Below are 16,388 nucleotides of genomic sequence, written 5' to 3'. Positions count from 1 at the left end.
GCGCCGCGCGAGGGCCCCCTCTCCCCCTCAATCCTGAGCTCCGCTCTCCAGCTCCGCGGCCTCCGCGCCGGATTCCTCCTCCACGGCCTCCGGCTCCGCGGCTTCCGCGCCGGATTCCTCCTCGCCGCGCGCCGCGGGCTCCTCCTCCTTCTCGCCCTCGCCGGCGAAGACGGCGTGGTCGCCCAGGAGGTCAAGGGCCTTCTCCCGCCGCAGGCTCTCCCTGAGCTCCTCCAGGTCGCCGCGCTCCTTGACCACGCGGCGGAACTCCTCAGGCTTCACGGCGAACATCTCCGCCCGACGCGCGATCTCCTGCTCCAGCTCCTCGTCGCTCACCTCGATGCCCTCGGCGCGGATGACCGCGTCCAGCACCAGCTCGTTGCGGATCAGCCTGCGGGCCTCCTCCTGGAACTCCTCCTCCATGCGCTGCTCGGTGTAATCCACCGCCTTGAGGTAGCTGTCCAGGGCTATGCCGCGGGAGGCCAGGCGCGCCTCCAGCTCGTGGCGCCGCTGGTGCACGTAGTCGTCCACCATCTTCTCCGGGATGTCCACCTCCAGCCCCTCGGCCAGCTTCTCCAGCGCCTGCCTGCGTACCGACTCCTTGGCCTGCAAGCGCTTGGCCTCCTCCAGCCGGGAGCGGATGTCCTCCCTGAGCTCCGCGATGGTGTCGAACCTGCTCGCCTCCCTGGCGAAATCGTCGTTTGCCTCGGGGAGCTTCTTGACCTTGACCTCCTTGACGATGACCTTGAAGGAGGCGATCTTCCCCGCCAGCTCCTGGTCGGGGAACTGTTCGGGCATCTTCACCCTGATGTCCAGGATGTCCCCCTTGCGCTTTCCCGCCAGCTCCTGGTTGAACTCCGGCCAGATGTTCTCCGTCCCTATCTCCAGCATGAAATCCCTGGCGCTGCCCCCCTCGAATTCCACGCCGTTCACCGTGCCGTTGAAATCGATGAGGGCGTAATCGCCCTCCGCCAGGGTCTTCCCCGACGCCACCTCCAGTTGCGCGAAGCGCTCGCGCATGCCGTCGAGGACGCGCTCGACCTCCTCGTCCGCGACCTCCTCCTCGGGCCGCTCCACCTCCACGCCCTTGTAGTGGTCCAGCTCGACCCGGGGCTTGACCTCCACCACGGCCTCGAAGGCCAGGGGCTTGCCGTCCTCTATCTCGATCTCGTCCACGTCTATCTCGGGCTCGTCAATGGGCTCCAGGTCGAGCTGCTTGAGGGCCTCCGCGTAGTATTCCGGCAGCTTCGACTGCTTGACCTCGTCGTATATGGGCTCCATGCCCAGGCGAGCCTGCAGAACCCGGCGCGGCACCTTCCCCTTGCGGAACCCGGGGATGAACACCTCCCGCGCGATGGCGCGGAAGGCGCCGTCCACGGCCCTGCTTATCTCCTCCGCGGGGACCTCCACCTTCACGCGCACCCTGTTCTTCTCGACTTCCTCCATCTCAGCTCTCACGGCCACCTTACGCGCTCCTTCCCGTAACCTTCCTGCACGCGAAACGCTCGAAAAAAATCCCACCCCCGTGCGGGTGCGGGAGCTCCTGGTGCGAGAGGGGGGATTCGAACCCCCACGGTTTTCACCACCGGATCCTAAGTCCGGCGCGTCTGCCGGTTCCGCCACTCTCGCACGCCTGCCTGCGTTTAAAGAACGCTAAATATGCTACTACACGCACCGGGGCATGGCAAACGGCCGCCCGGGACAGCAGAGGAGGGAAAACGTCCTGCTCAAGACGCGCATGCCGGCGGGAGGGCTCGCGCCGGTGATGAGCCCGGAGAGGGGGGCGGCAAGCCCGCGGAGCGCGTTTAATCCTCGACCGGCGGGTGCTATAATTCAGCATGTGCACGCGCCTGTAGCTCAACCGGACAGAGCAGCGGACTTCTAATCCGCAGGTTGGAGGTTCGAGTCCTCCCAGGCGTGCCAGCAGGATCCTTGGTGGGGGTAGCTCAGCCGGCAGAGCACCGGGTTGTGGCCCCGGAGGCCGCGGGTTCGAATCCCGTCCCTCACCCCAGGTTTTGAAGGCGGGGGCGGCGCCCTCGCCTTCGATCTTGTCTCGCGCCATGCCCGCCGTCCCCGATGCGCCTCCGGCCGGAGGGAACGGCGCGACACGGAAGCCCCGTGGCGCCGCGACAAGGCCGGGGCCGCAGGGGCTCCGCCGGGGCGCCATACATGAGGGCGCTAAAGCACCGGCAGCACCGCTTGGCGATACAGGCGAATCCGTCACCGTCCCGCCGGCGGCTCCTCCTCGTCCGCCAGGAGAGCACGCGCGGCGCGGTACTCCCGTGCCCGGCGGCGCAGGTATGGCGCCCCGGTGCCGAGGAGGAAGAGCAGGGCCATCAGGGCCCCCCGGGATTTCCCGTAGTCGATATCCGAGCCCAGCTCCCTTCCCGGGTCGATGACCCGCAGCGAGGTGGCGTGGAGGTCGAAATCCCCTCCGTGCTCGCGGCAGTCGGAGTTGAAGACCCCGCGTACCTCGACCAGGTCGCCCTTGCTGCCATATCTTCCCAGCACCCTTATCTTCTCCGCCTCCTCCACCGGGATCCAGACCCCGATGCCGCTGTTGCCGCCCCTCAGCAGACCCGCCTCGCGCCTCGCCTCCCGGCTGTAATGGTCATCGTTCAAGGTGATCCAGGCGTGGTCACCGCGGCGCATGACGTCGCCCACCGCCTCGCCCCGCAGCACCACCTCCATGCCGTCGTATTCCCGCCACCTCTCCAGCAGCTCGGCAGTGTTCGTCTCCCGCCCCTCTTCCCCGGCGAAGGCAGGGGAGGCCGCGCAGATGAGGAAGGGGGCGGCACAGGCCAGGAACACCGCCAGCGCCAGCGCTCTTCTCACCTGCGCCACCTCCACAGCAGGTTGACGAAATAGACGAAGAGGACCACCACCGCCAGCACCTCCAGCCTTCCCGCCCACATCTCGAAGATGTACACCACCTTGAGCAAGGCGGGCATGGTGTAACTGGTCACCCCGGTGGTCAGCCCCACGTTGCCCGCCGCAGACACGGACTCGAAGACGGAGGCGGTGAGCCCGTAGCCGTAGAAGAGGCCCACCACCGTTCCCAGCAGGTAGAGCAGAAGGTAGAGGGCGGTGGTGAAGAGGGCCGCGCTCACCATGCGCTCCGTCATCGCCATGTCCCTGATATGGTGGAAGCGCTCCACCACCACCGCAGAGGCGGGGGAGAGCACCTGCTTGGTCCTCGCCTTGATCTCCTTGGAGAGTATCCCCACGCGGATGGCCTTGATGGCGCCGGAGGTGGAGCAGGCGCAGCCTCCCAGCCCCATGGCCACGATGAGCCCGAAGAGCGCCAGGTCGCCCCACCTCGCCCCCATCTGCTGCCCGTTGACGGTCATGAACCCCGTCCCGCTGTGGCCCGAGATGAGGTGGTAGACGCCCCGCCTCAGCTCGGACCCGAAGGAACCGAAGGTGCCGGCCAAGCTCAACCCCGCGAGCACCAGCCCCAGGGTGAGGATGATGGTCACGGTCATGGTCCGCGTCTCGATGTTCCGCACCAGTTCACCGGGGCGCTTCCTCCACACCTCGTACTGCACCGCGAAGTTGACCGTGCCCAGGAGCATGAAGGCCATGGTGATCAGCTCCACGGGCAGGCTGTGGTAATAGCCCACGCTCAGGGTCTGGGGCGTGAAGCCCCCGGTGTCGAACCCCGCCATGAACAGGCAGGCGGCGTGGAAGAAGGAGCGCACGGGGGCCATGCCCTGGGTAAGGAGGCAAATCCCCAGGCCCAGGGTGCCCGCAAGCAGGTAGAACACGCTCACCTTCCAGATGAAGCGCGAGCTCTCGATGACGCTGGGCATGATGCTCTCGCGCCCCTCCCCCGTGTACATCTGGGTGGCGGTGCCGGTCCCGGCCATGAAATAGGTGATCACCAGCACCACGATGCCCTGGCCGCCCAGGAACATGATGAAGTGCCGCCAGAGGTTCATGCCGTAGGCCATATGGTCGAGGTCGTGCACCAGGGTGAGGCCGGTGGTGGCCAGGCCCGACATGGACTCGAAGCAGGCGTCCAGGAAGGACCCGTAATGGCCCCCGAGGTAGAGGGGGAGCGCCGAGAAGACCATGGCGAAAAACCAGGTGAGGGCGACGATGACCAGGCCTTGGTTCCAGGTGACCCTTCCCCTCGCGCGGGTGGAGAAGAAGAGGAGGTTGCCCACCCCGGCGGTCACGCATGCGGAGATGAGGAAATCCAGGGCGGGGGCCCACTCCCCCGCCGCCAGGCTCGCCAGCAGAGGCGCCGCCATGCACGCGCCGAGGACCATGAGGACCACGCCCACGTAGTGAAAGATGTTCTCCAGGTCGCGCCGCGTGGGCTTGAGCATGGAAGGTCCTCCCGGCGTTCCCTCACTCCACCAGCAGGTACAGGTAGCTGACCATGGCCTTGGATATGGTCCTATATGCCCCCATGTCGTGACGGAAACAGCAGTCCACCAACGGCCCCACGTCCCTCCCGCCCCAGGTGCAGCGGGCGGAGGTCACCTCGAAGATGCGCTCCAGGCGGAAACGCGTGTTGCGCCCCATCTCCGTCACCCCCATGAGCTTCTGTCCGGGGTCGGTGCCCAGGATGGGAGCCGCCAGCCGCGGCAGCAGCGCGCAGTAGAGGCGGTTGCGGGCGATGAGGTCGGGGGTATGCCTGGCTACCAGGTTCACCGCCTTGAGTAGGGGCGTCTCCCGGTGATCCACCTCCATGCGCAGCACCCCCTTCTCGCCCGTGTCGACCTCCACGGTCCACCGCCCGCCGTCTCTTCGCGATACCATCTCCGTGACCCGCATCTCGTCGAAGCGGTGGATGGTGGAGACGAGGTCTCTTCCCGCCTCGCTGCTTACGTAGAGGGTGCGGAAGTCCCCAGGAGTGAAATGGAAGACGGCCCGGTAGGGGCCCGCGGGGGTATCATCCCAGTCCTCCACCAGGAAGACGTCCTCGTCACCGAACTGCAGCGTGGGTATGAACCAGCCCTTTTCTACCAGCATACCTCTTCCTCCCTTGCACGCCCCGTACTCCCGCCGCTCTTACCCTTTACGACCTTGCTCCGCCGTCTTGGACCTCTTCTCGTGCACCCGCACCTGCGCCGCCGCCATCTCGGCCCCGCCCCTGCGCGCCCGGGACCCTGCGCATCGCGTCCCACCCCCGGGAAGGCGCTCCGGAGGCGGCGCCCCGGAGAAGCCCACACCCCCCGGCCGTCCATGCAGCCAATTATAAGCCAGGTCCGTCGGAGCCAGAAAGGACCGTGCGGACCGCCGGCGGACGCGTGATGGGGTATCCGCGCCGTACCGGATCCGCCGCCTCGAGGATATGCGCCGCGCGGCGCGATGCTATAATCGGGGCATCGGGGTGTAGCGCAGCTTGGTCAGCGCGCATGCTTTGGGAGCATGAGGTCGGCGGTTCAAATCCGCCCACCCCGACCATTTTTTTGCCGGCGAACCGGAAGGCGCCGACCCTCCTCCCGCGAGGAGGACGCATCTTCGCGACGGAGGGGGACGGCGGGGGCGGAGACGGGCTGGGCCGCCAGAAGGCCCGGCGCGCACCCGCCGCGGACCGGCGCCCACGGGAGGCCCGGACGTGATCCGACCGGGCTTGAGCATGTGCTAGAATATTCCCTGAAGCGAGCGGGAGTAGCTCAGTTGGAAGAGCGAGAGCCTTCCAAGCTCTAGGTCGCGGGTTCGAGGCCCGTCTCCCGCTCCAATTTCTTTATCCCGCCACGAGCCGCGTCCGCGCACCCCGTCTCCGGGGCCGTGCGCGCGGCGCGTGCCGTCGGCTCAGGTGGTTCCCATCAGTTTCTTCAGCCCGCGCAGGGCGGTGGACGAGTTGCTCTTGAGCATGCGGGCGAAGAAAAGCCGGCCTAAAGCCCCGCCTAGCGCGGGAGGTGGAAGCGCATCTTCCCCTCCCGGCGCGTGGCGCCTCCCGCCGCCCTCAGGGTACAGGTCATCTTCACCTTCTGCGGCGGCGATCAGCCCCGACCGAGCGGGCCGAAAAGCCAGGCAGGCTCGCCCGCCTCCAGCAGGGAGCGCAGGCGGCGCAGGGCCCTGCCGCGGTGGCTGACGGCGTTCTTCTCCTCCAGGGTGAGTTCGGCCATGGTGCGCCCCATGCCCGCGGGCACGAAGACCGGGTCGTATCCGAAACCCCGCTCTCCCCGGGGCTCCTCCGCTATCGTCCCCTCGCAGGTCTCCCTCACCAGCAGCGTGTCCCCGCCCGGCGAGGCCAGGGCGAGGACGCACACGAAACGCGCGCCCCTCTTCCCCGCCGGGACGCCCTCCATCTCCCGCATCAGCCGCGCCAGGTTGGCGGCATCGTCCCCGTGGGTCCCCGCGTAGAGGGCGCTGTACACCCCCGGGGCTCCCCCCAGGGCTTCCACCTCCAGTCCGGAGTCGTCGGCGAGGGCGGGGATGCCCGACCAGCGCGCCAGCTCCAGGGCCTTGCAGGAGGCGTTCTCCTCGAAGGTCTCCCCCGACTCCTCGAGCGGGGGCCAGGCGCGGAAGTCGTCCCTGGTAAGGATATCCAGATCGAGGCCCGAGAGGGCCAGCGCGATCTCCCTCACCTTTCCACGGTTGGCGGTGGCCAGGGCCAGCCTGCCCCGGCTCAAGAGCCCCCCTCCAGCTCCGCCCTGCCGTCCGCCGCCATGAGCGCGCGGTTCTGCAGCCAGGTCACCTTCTCTATCCCCTGCTGCGCCAGGTCCAGGGCCTTTTGCAACTCCTCGCGGCTGAAGGCGCGTTTCTCCCCCGTGCCCTGGATCTCCACCAACAGACCGCCTCCGGTCATCACCACGTTCATGTCCACCTCGGCGCGGGCGTCCTCCTCGAAGTCCAGGTCCAGCATGGGCACCCCGTCGACGATGCCCACGCTCACCGCGGCCACGGAATCTCGCAGGGGCATCTCCTTGAGCCTGCCCGCCTCGATCATGCTTCGGAAGGCGTCGTAGAGGGCAACGTAGGCCCCGTTGATGGCCGCGGTCCGCGTGCCCCCGTCCGCCTGGATGACGTCGCAGTCCATCCAGATGGTACATTCTCCCAGCGCCTGCATGTCCGCCACCGCGCGCAGGGAACGGCCGATCATGCGCTGTATCTCCAGCGTCCTGCCCCCCTGGCGTCCCGCCGAAGACTCCCGGTTCATCCTCTCCTGGGTGGAGCGCGGCAGCATGCCGTACTCCGCCGTGATCCACCCGCGCCCGGAGCCCCGGAGGAACTGGGGGACCTTGAACTCCAGGGTCGCGGTGCACACCACCCGCGTGCCCCCCATCTCCACCCACGCGGAGCCCTCGGCATGGGCGATGTAGTTCCTCACTATGGTCATGCGCCTGAGCTCGTGCGCCTTCCTGCCGTCGCGCCTGGACATCCCTAACCTCCTCCCAGGCTCAAGGTCATGCCCTCGCGCGCGGGCATCACCTCTCCCCCATAAGTCTCCCCCGCCTCGCGCACGATATCAAGCACCGCGAAGGTGGGCCAGATATGGGTGAGCACCAGCCCCTTCGCCCCCGCCCTCGCCGCCGTCTCTCCCGCCTGCCTGGAGGTCATGTGGCCGTGGGAAGCCTCCTCCTCGTAGGAGGCGGGGAGGGTGGCCTCGCAGATGAAGAGGTCCACTCCCCGCGCCGCCTCCTCCACCCCCGGGCAGGGTGAGGAGTCGGAGGAATAGGCCATGCTCCAACCGGGTCCCTCCAGGCGCAGGGCGTAGCCCTCCACGGGGTGCCGGGTGGGATAGGCGCGGATGGACACCTCCCCCACGCGGTACTCCCTCCCCTCCTCCAGCGTCTCGGGCGCGAAGACCCGCTCCAGATAGGCACGGGAATCGTCGCCCATTATCCTTCCCATGAGCTCGACGCCCCCCCGCGGAAGGATGAGGCGCCGTCCCCAGGGCTCCGCGGGATGGAAGCGCAGGGCGTAGAAGAGGGGATAGAGGTCTCCGAAATGGTCGATGTGCATATGGGTGATGACCACGGCGTCCAGGGCGGTGAGCTCAACCTCACGCAGCAGGTTGGAGAGGCAGCCGTTGCCCAGCTCCAGCACCAGGGCGGTCGCCCCCTCGCGCACCAGGAAGCCGTTGGTGGCGCCCCCCGGACGGGGATAGGTGCCCGAGGCCCCGAGCACGGTGAGCTTCATCTCCCCACCCCCCGCAGGGGCAGCTCGACCTTCTCCACCTCCACCACCTCCGGACCCAAAAAGAGGCGGCCCAGCTCCCTGGCCCGGTCCACGTCCCCGGTGAACAGGAAGCGGTGGACGGGAGGCTCGCCGTGGTCGCGCAGGAACCCCCTGCGCACCAGGTTCTCCTCCACCTCCCTGGCCACCTCCCGGTCGGAGCTGATGAGGTTCACGCCCTCCCCCGCCACCGCGGAGATGACCCCCCGCAGCAGGGGGTAGTGGGTGCAGCCCAGCACGATGGTGTCCACCTGGCGCTCGAGCAGGGGGCGGAGATACCTCCGTACCTCCTCCTCCACCCGCGCCCCCTCCACCTCGCCGCGCTCCACGAGATCCACCAGGGTCGGACATGCCCGTGAGAACACCCTGGCCCCCGCGTCGAGGGCGTGGATGGCACGGGGATAGGAACGGCTGCGCACCGTGGCCCTGGTGCCTATCACCCCGATGCGCCGGTTGAGGGTGGCCTGGACCGCTCCCCTGGCCCCCGGCTCCACCACCCCCAACACCGGCACCCTGCAGGCGCGCTGCGCCTCCAGGAGCCCCGCCGAGGTGGCCGAATTGCACGCGATGACCACGATCTTCACCCCCAGCTCCTCGAGGTATCTGGCCAGCTCCACCGCGAAACCGCGTATCTCGGCGATATCCCGGGGGCCGTAGGGACCGCGCGCGCTGTCGCCGAAGTAGATGATGGACTCGCGGGGGAGGCGTCTCATCACCGCCTTCATCACCGTGAGACCACCCAGGCCCGAGTCGAAGATGCCGATGGGCGCATCGTTCAAGGCCCCGCACTCCTTTCCTTCCGGGTCCGCGCCGCGGGCCTGCGGCCGGTCCGCGTCCGGCCGCCTCCGGGCGCCGACTGCTCCACGCAAAGCCCTATTCTAGCACGACGGCGGCACGCCGATGTTCCGCGCGACGGGAGGGCATGCGGCGCGGCGGCGCGCGTTGACGGCCCAAACAAGCCGGGCATAGAATGTTCATCGAGGGAGTCATCGAGCCGGTTTGATGTGAAAGGCCCGCCGTCGGGGCGGCGCAGGGCCGGTCGCGAGCGGGTCCAGCTCCAAGAGGAGGGGGAGAGAGATGAGGGAGTACTTCGCGCGCCGCATCCGGCGCCTGGCCCCGGTGTTCATAGAGCAGGTGGAGGGGCTACCGCCCGTGGACCCCGACCAGGTCACTACATTCGCCCTCGCCTTCCTGCAGGCGGGCACGCCCGCCTTCCGTCTCCTCTTCTACGCCATGGTGCTTGTGCTCCAGGCGCTCTGTCTGGTCGCCAGAGGGAGGTCGTTCTACTCCCTTCCTCCGGAGGATGCGGACGCCTTCCTAAGCTCCCTCTACGAGAGCCGCGTCGCCGCCCTGGGGGCGATTCCCGCCGTGCTGGGCATCCCTCTTTACATGGCCCACTACAACCGCGACGACGTGCAGGTATGCCTGGGCTTCGACGTCCACGAGATGCGCAGGGAGGCCGCGGCCAGGGAGGTGCGGCGATGATCATCACGCCCGAGAGCCTGCCCGGGGACGTGAGGCGCGAGGCCGACGTGGTGATCATCGGCTCCGGCGCGGGCGGAGGCCCCATAGCCAAGGAGCTGGCCGAGGCGGGACGTTCCGTGGTGGTAATCGAGGAGGGAGGGCATTTCGTCCGCGAACACTTCGATCTCCGCGCCGGCGACGCCTTCACCCGCCTCTATCGTGACGCCGGCCAGACGGTGGCCTTGGGGATTCCCGCCATCGTCATCCCCCAGGGGAAGACGGTGGGAGGGACCACCACCGTGAACTCGGGCACCTGCCTGCGCATCCCCCGACACGTCCTCAAGCGCTGGCACCTGGAGCACGGCCTGAGGGATATCGGCGAGGAGGAGCTCAACCTCCTCTACGCCGCCCTCGAGGAATACCTCTTCGTGAAACGCGCCGACCCCGAGGTGGCGGGCAAGAACAACCTGCTCTTCCTGGAGCACGCCCGCCGGCTCGGCTATTCCGGGGGTTTCCTCCCCCGCAACGCCAAGGACTGCGAGGGATTCGGGGTCTGCGCCTACGGCTGCCCCTCCGGCGCCAAGCAGAGCGTGAACGTCTCCTTCATCCCCGACGCCGTGGCGGCGGGAGCCGACGTCTATACCCGTTGCCGGGCGGAGCGCATCCTGGTGCGCGGCGGCCGCGCGGTGGGGGTGCGCGGTCGTTTTTCCGACCCTCGCACGGGCGCGAGGACACGGCGCCTGGAGGTGCACGCCTCGGTGGTGGTGCTGGCCGGAGGCGCCATCCAGACCCCCTCTATGCTCATACACAACCGCCTCTGCCTCTCCTCGGGCCAGGTGGGCAAGAACCTCTCCATCCACCCCTGCGGCGCCACCCTGGCGCTCATGCCGGAGGCGATGGGGAACCCCAGGGGCATACCCCAGAGCACCTACGTGGACGAGTTCGCTCCCGAGGGGATCATGCTGGAAGGAGTTACCATCCCACCGGCGGTGATGGCCATCACCCTCCCTTGGGGCGGTAGGCGCCACGCCGAGACCATGCGCGATTACCCCTTCATAGCAAGTTACGGCTCCATGATCAGCGAGCACGATTCCACGGGCAAGGTGGTGGCGGGACCTTCGGCACGCCAGCCCCTCACCCTGTACAGCCTGGGCCGGGACGACCTGGACCGCCTAAAGCGCTCCATCCTGCTCATGGCGGAGATATGGTTCGCGGCTGGCGCCAGGCGCGTCTATACCCCCATCGACGGCTTCAAGGAACTCAGCGGCCCCCGCGACTTCCGACGCCTGTCCCGCGCCCGGCTGCGGCGTGCGAGCATATACGGGCTGAGCGCCTACCACCCCATGGGCACCTGCCGTATGGGCGGCGACCCCCACGCCTCGGTGGTGAAGAGCATCTGCGAGACCTGGGAGGTGGAGAACCTCTTCATCTGTGACGCCAGCGTCCTTCCCACCTCCCTGGGAGTGAACCCCCAGCTGACCATCATGGCCATGGCCATGCGTGCCGCGGGCTTCATCGACGAGAAGCTCGAGAGCGCGCCCGTCCGGGAGGAGGAGGCCGGGAGGCTGGAGCGCCTGCGCGCCCGCCTGCGGACGGAAAAGGAAGCGGTGGCGCGCCGCCTGGCCGGCGAGCCGAGAGAGCGCTGACGGCCCCCTGCGCCGCAGCGGAGCGTTTGCGACCCTGCCGGAGCCATGCTGACCCAGGGGCGGCGGGACCGCGGGGGATAGCGGGCCAATCCACCCACTTTTCAGAGAGGCCAGATCCTCCCCTCGCGCACCAGGGTACGGTAGCGCCTCCCCGCCCCCCGCGCGATGACCTCGCCGTGGCCCGGAAGCAGCAGGTCGAACTCCAGCTCGCCCACCCTCCGCAGGGATTCGCGGGCCGCCTCCCGGTCGGGGGTGAAATGCGGCGGTGGGCCCTCCAGCACCCCCCTCTCGTTGCGCACCAGGTCGCCGCTGAAGAGGATGCCGGGGCGCTCGGCGTAAAGGCAGAGGCTGCCGGGCGAATGTCCCGGGGCGTGCAGCACCTCCATACCCCCCAGGAGGTCCAGGCGGTCCCCATCCCGCAGAAAGCGGTCGGGACGGAAGTGGCGGTAGCGGAAGAGCGGCCACAACGCGGTGTAGAAGAGCAGCTTGTGCAGGGCCACCTCGCAGGTCTCCTGGGGGCGTTCGCCCGCCGCGTAGGACGCGTCCTCGGGGTGCATGGCCACCTCCGCTCCCGCCTTCTGCAGTCGGGCCATGGTGCCGGTGTGGTCGCCGTGGTAATGGGTCGCGATGACCAGGTCCACGTCGCCGGGCCCCGCGCCCAGTGACCTCAGGGCGAGCAGCAGGGCCGCAAGGTCCATGGGGAACCCGCCGTCCACCAGGACCAGCCCCTCGCCGGCCAACAGGTAGATATTGGAGCCGAAAGACCCCCTCACACGGTAGAGGCCTTTCGATAGCCTGACCAGCAGATGCCTCCCTCCTCCGGGATGCTCGCCTTCTTCTCCGCCCCGCCGAACGCCTCATCCCCGACAATATATCACGCCGCGCCTTCCGCAGCCTGCCGTTCCTGCCGAGACGATACGGCATCCCGCCGAGTTGTGCCCGCCGAGGTGTATTATTATGGCTAACCACGGCGAACGGGGAGCGTCGCGAGCGCTCTTCGCCGGAGGCGGAGGAAAGGAACGGCGATGGGAAGCGTGAGGACCCTGGCCGAGAACCGCAAGGCCAGGCACGATTACCACATAGAGGAGAGGTTCGAGGGCGGCCTGTCCCTCCTGGGCTCGGAGGTGAAGTCCATTCGCGAGGGGAGGGCCAACCTGCGCGACAGCTTCGCCAGGATTAGCGGCGGGGAGCTCTTCCTGGAGAACATGCACGTCGCCCCCTACAGCCACGGCGGTGCCTTCAACCACGAGCCCCTGCGGCCGCGCAAGGTGTTGATGCATCGAGAAGAGCTGCGCAGGCTGGAGGGCAAGGTGAACGAGAAAGGGTACACCCTCATCCCCTTGAGGCTTTACCTCAACGAGAGGGGCAGGATCAAGGTGGAGCTGGGGCTGGCGCGGGGCAAGGCCAAGGCCGACCGCCGCCGGGACATCATGGAGCGGGAGGCGCGCCGGGACCTCGAGCGAACCCTCAAGGAGGCCGGCCGGGGCGGTCGCGGCCGGGAATGAGGCGGACCTGCGGGCCTGCCCGCGCTTCCGGCGCGGCTCCGCGGCGGCCTGTCCACCTTCGGGATCGCCCGGGGTCGCAGCCTCACGGCATGCCGCGCCGCTTTCCGGCTTCGTGCGGCCCCCGCCTTCCGCCGGGCCTGCGGCGAATATCCCCGCCCTCGCCAGGACTCGCCGTCTCGAGTCAGCGGCCGGCGCAAGCCGCCCGGTTCCCGTCCGCCTCCCGGCAGGATCGCCCACGGGAGTTGCCATAGGGGTTACAATAGAGTCGATGGATCGTATAGCTCATTGAAAACCTGGGGGCGAAACGGCTTCGACAGGGATCGGCGGCCGGCGCGGGAGCGAGCCGGGGACCCGAGCCTCGTCAACAAGCGGGAAAACCAACAGACGCCGACAGCGAGTTGGCCCTGGCCGCTTAAGCGGCCCGTCCCTCCCCGGGAGGCCCGCGACCGGGGAAGGGGCGTCATGCAGCGGGCTCACCGAGGCCCCACTCCCGTAAGGGCCGAGGGAAAACCCTGACGGGATAGCCGCCGGCTAGCCCTCCGCCGGGCGACCCGGTGGCGAAAAACCTCGCGGCGGATACGCTCGTAGAGCCCACCCGGCCGGATTTCTGGACGGGGGTTCGACTCCCCCCGCCTCCACCAACTTCGATAACGCCCTCGCAAGAGGGCTTTATCTCTTTCACGGCCGCCTCGCCGCAGCCTCCTCGAGGGCGCGTTGGAGCTGGGTGTCCTCATCGCCGACCACCGGGTTCGTCACCCTGATATCCGGGGCGATGCCCTCGTCGTCGATGCTCGCGCCGCTGGGGGTGTAGTAGCGGGCGATGGTGAGGCGCAGGCCGGTGCCGTCCTCCTGGCGGAAGATCTTCTGGATGGAGCCCTTCCCGAAGGTGGTCTCCCCCACCAGCACGCAGCGCTCGTTCTCGCGCAGGGCGGCGGCGAAGATCTCCGAGGAGCTGGCGGTGCCACGGTTAATGAGCACCACCACCGGGAGGTCCCATTCCACCTCGCCGTCAGCGCGGTAATCGCGCGTGGCTCCCCCCACCCTTCCCCGGGAGGAGACGATGACCCCGTCGCGCAGGAACATGTCCGCCGCTCTTATGGCGGGCTCCATGTAGCCGCCGGGATTGGAGCGCAGGTCGATGACCAGGGAGCTGGCCCCCTTCGACGCCAGCTCCGAGAGGGCCCGGGAGATCTTTTCCTGCGCGTCCTCCGTCCAGTCCGTGAGGCGCAGGTATCCCACCTCCCCCTCCCTGATCTCGCTCTTGACCACCGGTATCTCTATCTCCCTGCGCACGATGTCGTAATAGGTCATCTCCAGGGAAGGAGGCCTGGCCACTCCCAGGCGCACCGTGGTGCCCTCGGGGCCGCGGATGAGGAAGACCACCGCCTCCAGTTCCATGTCCCCGGTGGCCCTGCCGTCCACCTCCTTGATGATGTCCCCCTCCTGGAGGCCGGCCTCCTGGGCGGGGGTCCCCTCGAGGACCCGCGTCACCCGCACCTCGTTCTTCACCTTCTCCAGGGCGACCCCCACGCCGGATAGGCGCCCCGAGAGCTGGGTGTCCAGCATGGCCAGGTCCTCGGCGCTCATGAACGCGGAAAAGGGGTCGTCCAGGGAATCGATCATGGCGGTTATCCCCCGCTCCACCAGGGCTCCAGCATCCGCCCCGGCCTTGAAGAGGCGGCGTATGCCCCGGGCCGCCGAGCGCAACAGGAGGTCGGGGTCCACCTCGTCCACGTAGTTTGCCTCGACTATCTCCCGAGCGCGCCCGTAGGCGTCGCTTTCCAGCAGGACCCCTTCCAGCTCCTTATCGCCCCCGCCCCCTCCGGAGCCCTCCGGGACAGAGGAGCCTCCATCCCCGGTGCGGCTCGAGCCGGAGGGCTTTTCCCTGGTGAGGAGATAGGGCACCGCGAAGCAGGAGCCCACCAGGAGAAGGGAAAGGACGAGGGAGAGGATGATTATGAGGCGGTCGCGGCGCCGCCTCTCGCCGTCATGGGGACCCTGCAGCTCTTGCCTCTCCATCGCCGGCCTTTCCTTTTGCGCTCGAGCTCCCGCCGCCCCCGCCGCGCGATCACACCTCCAGGAAACGCCCCAGAGCGTAGGCGCTTCCCAGCGCCCCGATGACCACGCCGCCCAGGACCATGAGCGGGAAGAGTACCGCCAGCAGGCCCGGAGACAGGGAGAGGCGGAGGAACTGCAGGTTCTCGATGAGCTTGTCCAGGATCCACACCTTCACCGCCAGGGCGACCAGGATGGCCACCGCCGAGCCCACCAGGCCTTCCGAGACCCCCTCCAGCACGAAAGGCCAGCGGATGAACCAGTTGGTGGCCCCCACCAGCTTCATGATCCCGATCTCCCTGCGCCGCGCGAAGATGGCCACCTGGATGGTCACCGAGACCAGGAGCACGGCGACGACGGAGAGCGCGATGACGCCTACGATGCCGATCTGGCGGAACTTGTCGAAGATGTTCTCCAGCTTCTCGATGGCTGAGCTCGCCGACTTCACGTCCTCGATGCGGTCGCGGAAGGGAGCCTCGTTGTTTATCCTCCCCACCACCAGCCCCACGTCCTTGGGGTCCTTGGTCATGAGCTCGTAGGAATTGGGCAGGGGGTTCTCGTCGATGTATTCCCACAGCTCGGGCTGGTCCTTGAACCTCTCCTTGAACTCCTCCAAGGCCTGGTCCTTGGTCTTGTACACCACCTTCGTGGGATCGACCTCCGGGATGCTCACCAGGAAGGCCTCGATGGCGGCGCGCTCCTCCTCGGTGGTGAGGTCGGAGAGGTAGATGTCCACCTCGCCCACTTTGCGCTCCGCGTTCTTGATCATGTTGCTGAACATGTTCCAGCCCATGACCACCATGCCCAGGATGCCCAGGGAGACCGCCACCACGGCGATGGCGGCCACGGCGAGGATGAGGTTCTTGCTCAGTGAGGCCCAGGTCTCGGAGGCGAAGTAGGCGATCTTATTCATAGCCGTACACGCCCCTGTCCTGGTCCCTGATGATGCGCCCGTTCTCCAGCGCGATCACCCGCTTTCTGAAGGTGTTGACGATGGTCTTGTCGTGGGTGGCCACGATCACCGTGGTGCCCGCCTCGTTTATCCTCTCCAGCAGGCGCACGATGCCCTCCGCCAGGGAGGGGTCCACGTTCCCCGTGGGCTCGTCGGCCAGCAGGATGGGGGGCCGGTTGATGAAGGCGCGGGCGATGGCCACGCGCTGCTGCTCGCCGCCGGAGAGCTCGTCCGGGAAGGCGTCCAGCTTGTGCCCCAGGCCCACCAGTTTCAGCACCTCCGGCACCTGCTGTTCCGCCAGCCGGCGCGACTTTCCCGTCACCTCCATGGCGTAGGCCACGTTCTGATAGACGGTCTTGTGTGGCAGGAGCTTGAAATCCTGGAACACGCACCCGATCTTGCGCCGCAGGTAAGGCACCTTCCACTTGCGCAGCTGGCCGATGTTGGTGTCGGCGATGTATATCTGCCCGCTGGTGGGCTCCTCCTCCTTGATGAGCAGCTTGATGAAGGTGCTCTTCCCCGAGCCCGAGGGCCCGACCAGGAAGGCGAACTCCCCCTTCTCGATGTCCAGGGTTATATCCTCCAGGGCGTAGATGTTGCCCTTGTATATCTTGGTGACCCTCCGCATGC

The 16,388-nt window shown here is 68.0% G+C and carries 15 protein-coding genes, 5 tRNA genes and 1 other RNA gene; 8 read left to right on the top strand and 13 right to left on the bottom strand.

The features are described from left to right. Positions 1-27: 27 nt before the first annotated feature. Together H5T74_01260 and H5T74_01255 are read right to left on the bottom strand one after the other, a co-directional pair. A complete protein-coding gene (locus H5T74_01260; GenBank protein ID MBC7229003.1) occupies positions 28-1,461 on the bottom strand; it encodes a trigger factor in 1,434 nt (477 codons plus the stop codon). Between the two features lie 80 nt (positions 1,462-1,541). After that, positions 1,542-1,626, bottom strand: a tRNA-Leu gene (locus tag H5T74_01255). A 217-nt stretch (positions 1,627-1,843) separates the two neighbouring features. On the opposite strand from H5T74_01255, the gene H5T74_01250 reads away from it, so the two are divergent. Beyond that, positions 1,844-1,920 (top strand) — tRNA-Arg (locus tag H5T74_01250). A gap of 12 nt (positions 1,921-1,932) precedes the next feature. Further along, positions 1,933-2,008: transfer RNA gene (locus H5T74_01245), tRNA-His, on the top strand. A 209-nt stretch (positions 2,009-2,217) separates the two neighbouring features. Here the strand turns inward: H5T74_01245 and H5T74_01240 are convergent. From H5T74_01240 to H5T74_01230, 3 genes are read right to left on the bottom strand one after another with little or no spacing between them, the layout of a single operon-like run. Next, a complete protein-coding gene (locus H5T74_01240) occupies positions 2,218-2,832 on the bottom strand; it encodes a hypothetical protein (GenBank protein ID MBC7229002.1) in 615 nt (204 codons plus the stop codon). Beyond that, on the bottom strand, positions 2,829-4,331 hold the full coding sequence (locus H5T74_01235; GenBank protein ID MBC7229001.1) for a TrkH family potassium uptake protein: 1,503 nt from the start codon (positions 4,329-4,331) through the stop codon (positions 2,829-2,831). The genes H5T74_01240 and H5T74_01235 overlap by 4 nt, the downstream gene beginning before the upstream one ends. A 22-nt stretch (positions 4,332-4,353) precedes the next feature. Further along, positions 4,354-4,980: a hypothetical protein gene (locus tag H5T74_01230; protein ID MBC7229000.1), complete on the bottom strand. Its 627-nt coding sequence runs from the start codon at positions 4,978-4,980 to the stop codon at positions 4,354-4,356. A 357-nt stretch (positions 4,981-5,337) separates the two neighbouring features. On the opposite strand from H5T74_01230, the gene H5T74_01225 reads away from it, so the two are divergent. Then, positions 5,338-5,415: transfer RNA gene (locus H5T74_01225), tRNA-Pro, on the top strand. 201 nt (positions 5,416-5,616) lie between these two features. Beyond that, positions 5,617-5,692 (top strand) — tRNA-Gly (locus H5T74_01220). A gap of 265 nt (positions 5,693-5,957) precedes the next feature. Here H5T74_01220 and H5T74_01215 read toward each other — a convergent pair. From H5T74_01215 to H5T74_01200, 4 genes are read right to left on the bottom strand one after another with little or no spacing between them, the layout of a single operon-like run. After that, positions 5,958-6,590 (bottom strand): XTP/dITP diphosphatase, encoded by a 633-nt coding sequence (locus H5T74_01215; GenBank protein MBC7228999.1) that lies wholly within the window; start codon positions 6,588-6,590, stop codon positions 5,958-5,960. Next, positions 6,587-7,339 carry a ribonuclease PH gene (gene rph, locus H5T74_01210; GenBank protein ID MBC7228998.1) on the bottom strand — a complete coding sequence of 251 codons (753 nt, stop codon included), beginning with the start codon at positions 7,337-7,339 and terminating at the stop codon, positions 6,587-6,589. The genes H5T74_01215 and rph overlap by 4 nt, the downstream gene beginning before the upstream one ends. A 2-nt stretch (positions 7,340-7,341) precedes the next feature. Next, a complete protein-coding gene (locus H5T74_01205) occupies positions 7,342-8,100 on the bottom strand; it encodes an MBL fold metallo-hydrolase (GenBank protein ID MBC7228997.1) in 759 nt (252 codons plus the stop codon). Beyond that, positions 8,097-8,915, bottom strand: a complete 819-nt coding sequence (locus tag H5T74_01200; protein ID MBC7228996.1) for a glutamate racemase — start codon at positions 8,913-8,915, stop codon at positions 8,097-8,099. The genes H5T74_01205 and H5T74_01200 overlap by 4 nt, the downstream gene beginning before the upstream one ends. A 298-nt stretch (positions 8,916-9,213) precedes the next feature. Between H5T74_01200 and H5T74_01195 the strand changes: the two genes are divergently transcribed. Together H5T74_01195 and H5T74_01190 are read left to right on the top strand one after the other, a co-directional pair. Beyond that, entirely contained in the window at positions 9,214-9,621 is a 408-nt protein-coding gene (locus tag H5T74_01195) for a hypothetical protein (GenBank protein MBC7228995.1), read from the top strand. Further along, positions 9,618-11,246, top strand: coding sequence for a GMC family oxidoreductase (locus tag H5T74_01190; GenBank protein ID MBC7228994.1), 1,629 nt, complete (start codon positions 9,618-9,620; stop codon positions 11,244-11,246). The genes H5T74_01195 and H5T74_01190 overlap by 4 nt, the downstream gene beginning before the upstream one ends. A 101-nt stretch (positions 11,247-11,347) precedes the next feature. Here H5T74_01190 and H5T74_01185 read toward each other — a convergent pair whose 3' ends face one another. Further along, positions 11,348-12,019, bottom strand: a complete 672-nt coding sequence (locus H5T74_01185) for an MBL fold metallo-hydrolase (protein MBC7228993.1) — start codon at positions 12,017-12,019, stop codon at positions 11,348-11,350. Between the two features lie 252 nt (positions 12,020-12,271). Between H5T74_01185 and smpB the strand changes: the two genes are divergently transcribed. Both smpB and ssrA read left to right on the top strand, forming a co-directional pair. Further along, on the top strand, positions 12,272-12,751 hold the full coding sequence (gene smpB / locus H5T74_01180) for an SsrA-binding protein SmpB (GenBank protein MBC7228992.1): 480 nt from the start codon (positions 12,272-12,274) through the stop codon (positions 12,749-12,751). 295 nt (positions 12,752-13,046) lie between these two features. Then, positions 13,047-13,392: a transfer-messenger RNA gene (gene ssrA / locus H5T74_01175) on the top strand. A gap of 37 nt (positions 13,393-13,429) precedes the next feature. Here the strand turns inward: ssrA and H5T74_01170 are convergent. From H5T74_01170 to ftsE, 3 genes are read right to left on the bottom strand one after another with little or no spacing between them, the layout of a single operon-like run. Continuing rightward, positions 13,430-14,770 (bottom strand): S41 family peptidase, encoded by a 1,341-nt coding sequence (locus H5T74_01170; protein ID MBC7228991.1) that lies wholly within the window; start codon positions 14,768-14,770, stop codon positions 13,430-13,432. 49 nt (positions 14,771-14,819) lie between these two features. Continuing rightward, positions 14,820-15,719: an FtsX-like permease family protein gene (locus H5T74_01165; protein MBC7228990.1), complete on the bottom strand. Its 900-nt coding sequence runs from the start codon at positions 15,717-15,719 to the stop codon at positions 14,820-14,822. Beyond that, the gene (ftsE, locus tag H5T74_01160; protein MBC7228989.1) at positions 15,712-16,386 is read right to left on the bottom strand and encodes a cell division ATP-binding protein FtsE; all 675 of its coding nucleotides are present in this window, start codon (positions 16,384-16,386) and stop codon (positions 15,712-15,714) included. The genes H5T74_01165 and ftsE overlap by 8 nt, the downstream gene beginning before the upstream one ends. Positions 16,387-16,388 lie beyond the last annotated feature (2 nt).

It is taken from the genome of Actinomycetota bacterium (genome assembly GCA_014360645.1).
Classification (GTDB): domain Bacteria; phylum Actinomycetota; class Geothermincolia; order Geothermincolales; family RBG-13-55-18; genus Solincola_B.
Note: the sequence above shows the minus strand (reverse complement) of the source record. Positions and strands in the feature narration are given on the sequence as shown.

Coding starts and splice junctions, on each gene's coding strand:
- H5T74_01235 (MBC7229001.1), bottom strand. CDS start 4,331: ATGCTCAAGCCCACGCGGCGCGACCTGGAGAACATCTTTCACTACGTG.
- H5T74_01230 (MBC7229000.1), bottom strand. CDS start 4,980: ATGCTGGTAGAAAAGGGCTGGTTCATACCCACGCTGCAGTTCGGTGAC.
- rph (MBC7228998.1), bottom strand. CDS start 7,339: ATGTCCAGGCGCGACGGCAGGAAGGCGCACGAGCTCAGGCGCATGACC.
- H5T74_01205 (MBC7228997.1), bottom strand. CDS start 8,100: ATGAAGCTCACCGTGCTCGGGGCCTCGGGCACCTATCCCCGTCCGGGG.
- H5T74_01195 (MBC7228995.1), top strand. CDS start 9,214: ATGAGGGAGTACTTCGCGCGCCGCATCCGGCGCCTGGCCCCGGTGTTC.
- H5T74_01190 (MBC7228994.1), top strand. CDS start 9,618: ATGATCATCACGCCCGAGAGCCTGCCCGGGGACGTGAGGCGCGAGGCC.
- smpB (MBC7228992.1), top strand. CDS start 12,272: ATGGGAAGCGTGAGGACCCTGGCCGAGAACCGCAAGGCCAGGCACGAT.
- H5T74_01170 (MBC7228991.1), bottom strand. CDS start 14,770: ATGGAGAGGCAAGAGCTGCAGGGTCCCCATGACGGCGAGAGGCGGCGC.
- H5T74_01165 (MBC7228990.1), bottom strand. CDS start 15,719: ATGAATAAGATCGCCTACTTCGCCTCCGAGACCTGGGCCTCACTGAGC.
- ftsE (MBC7228989.1), bottom strand. CDS start 16,386: ATGCGGAGGGTCACCAAGATATACAAGGGCAACATCTACGCCCTGGAG.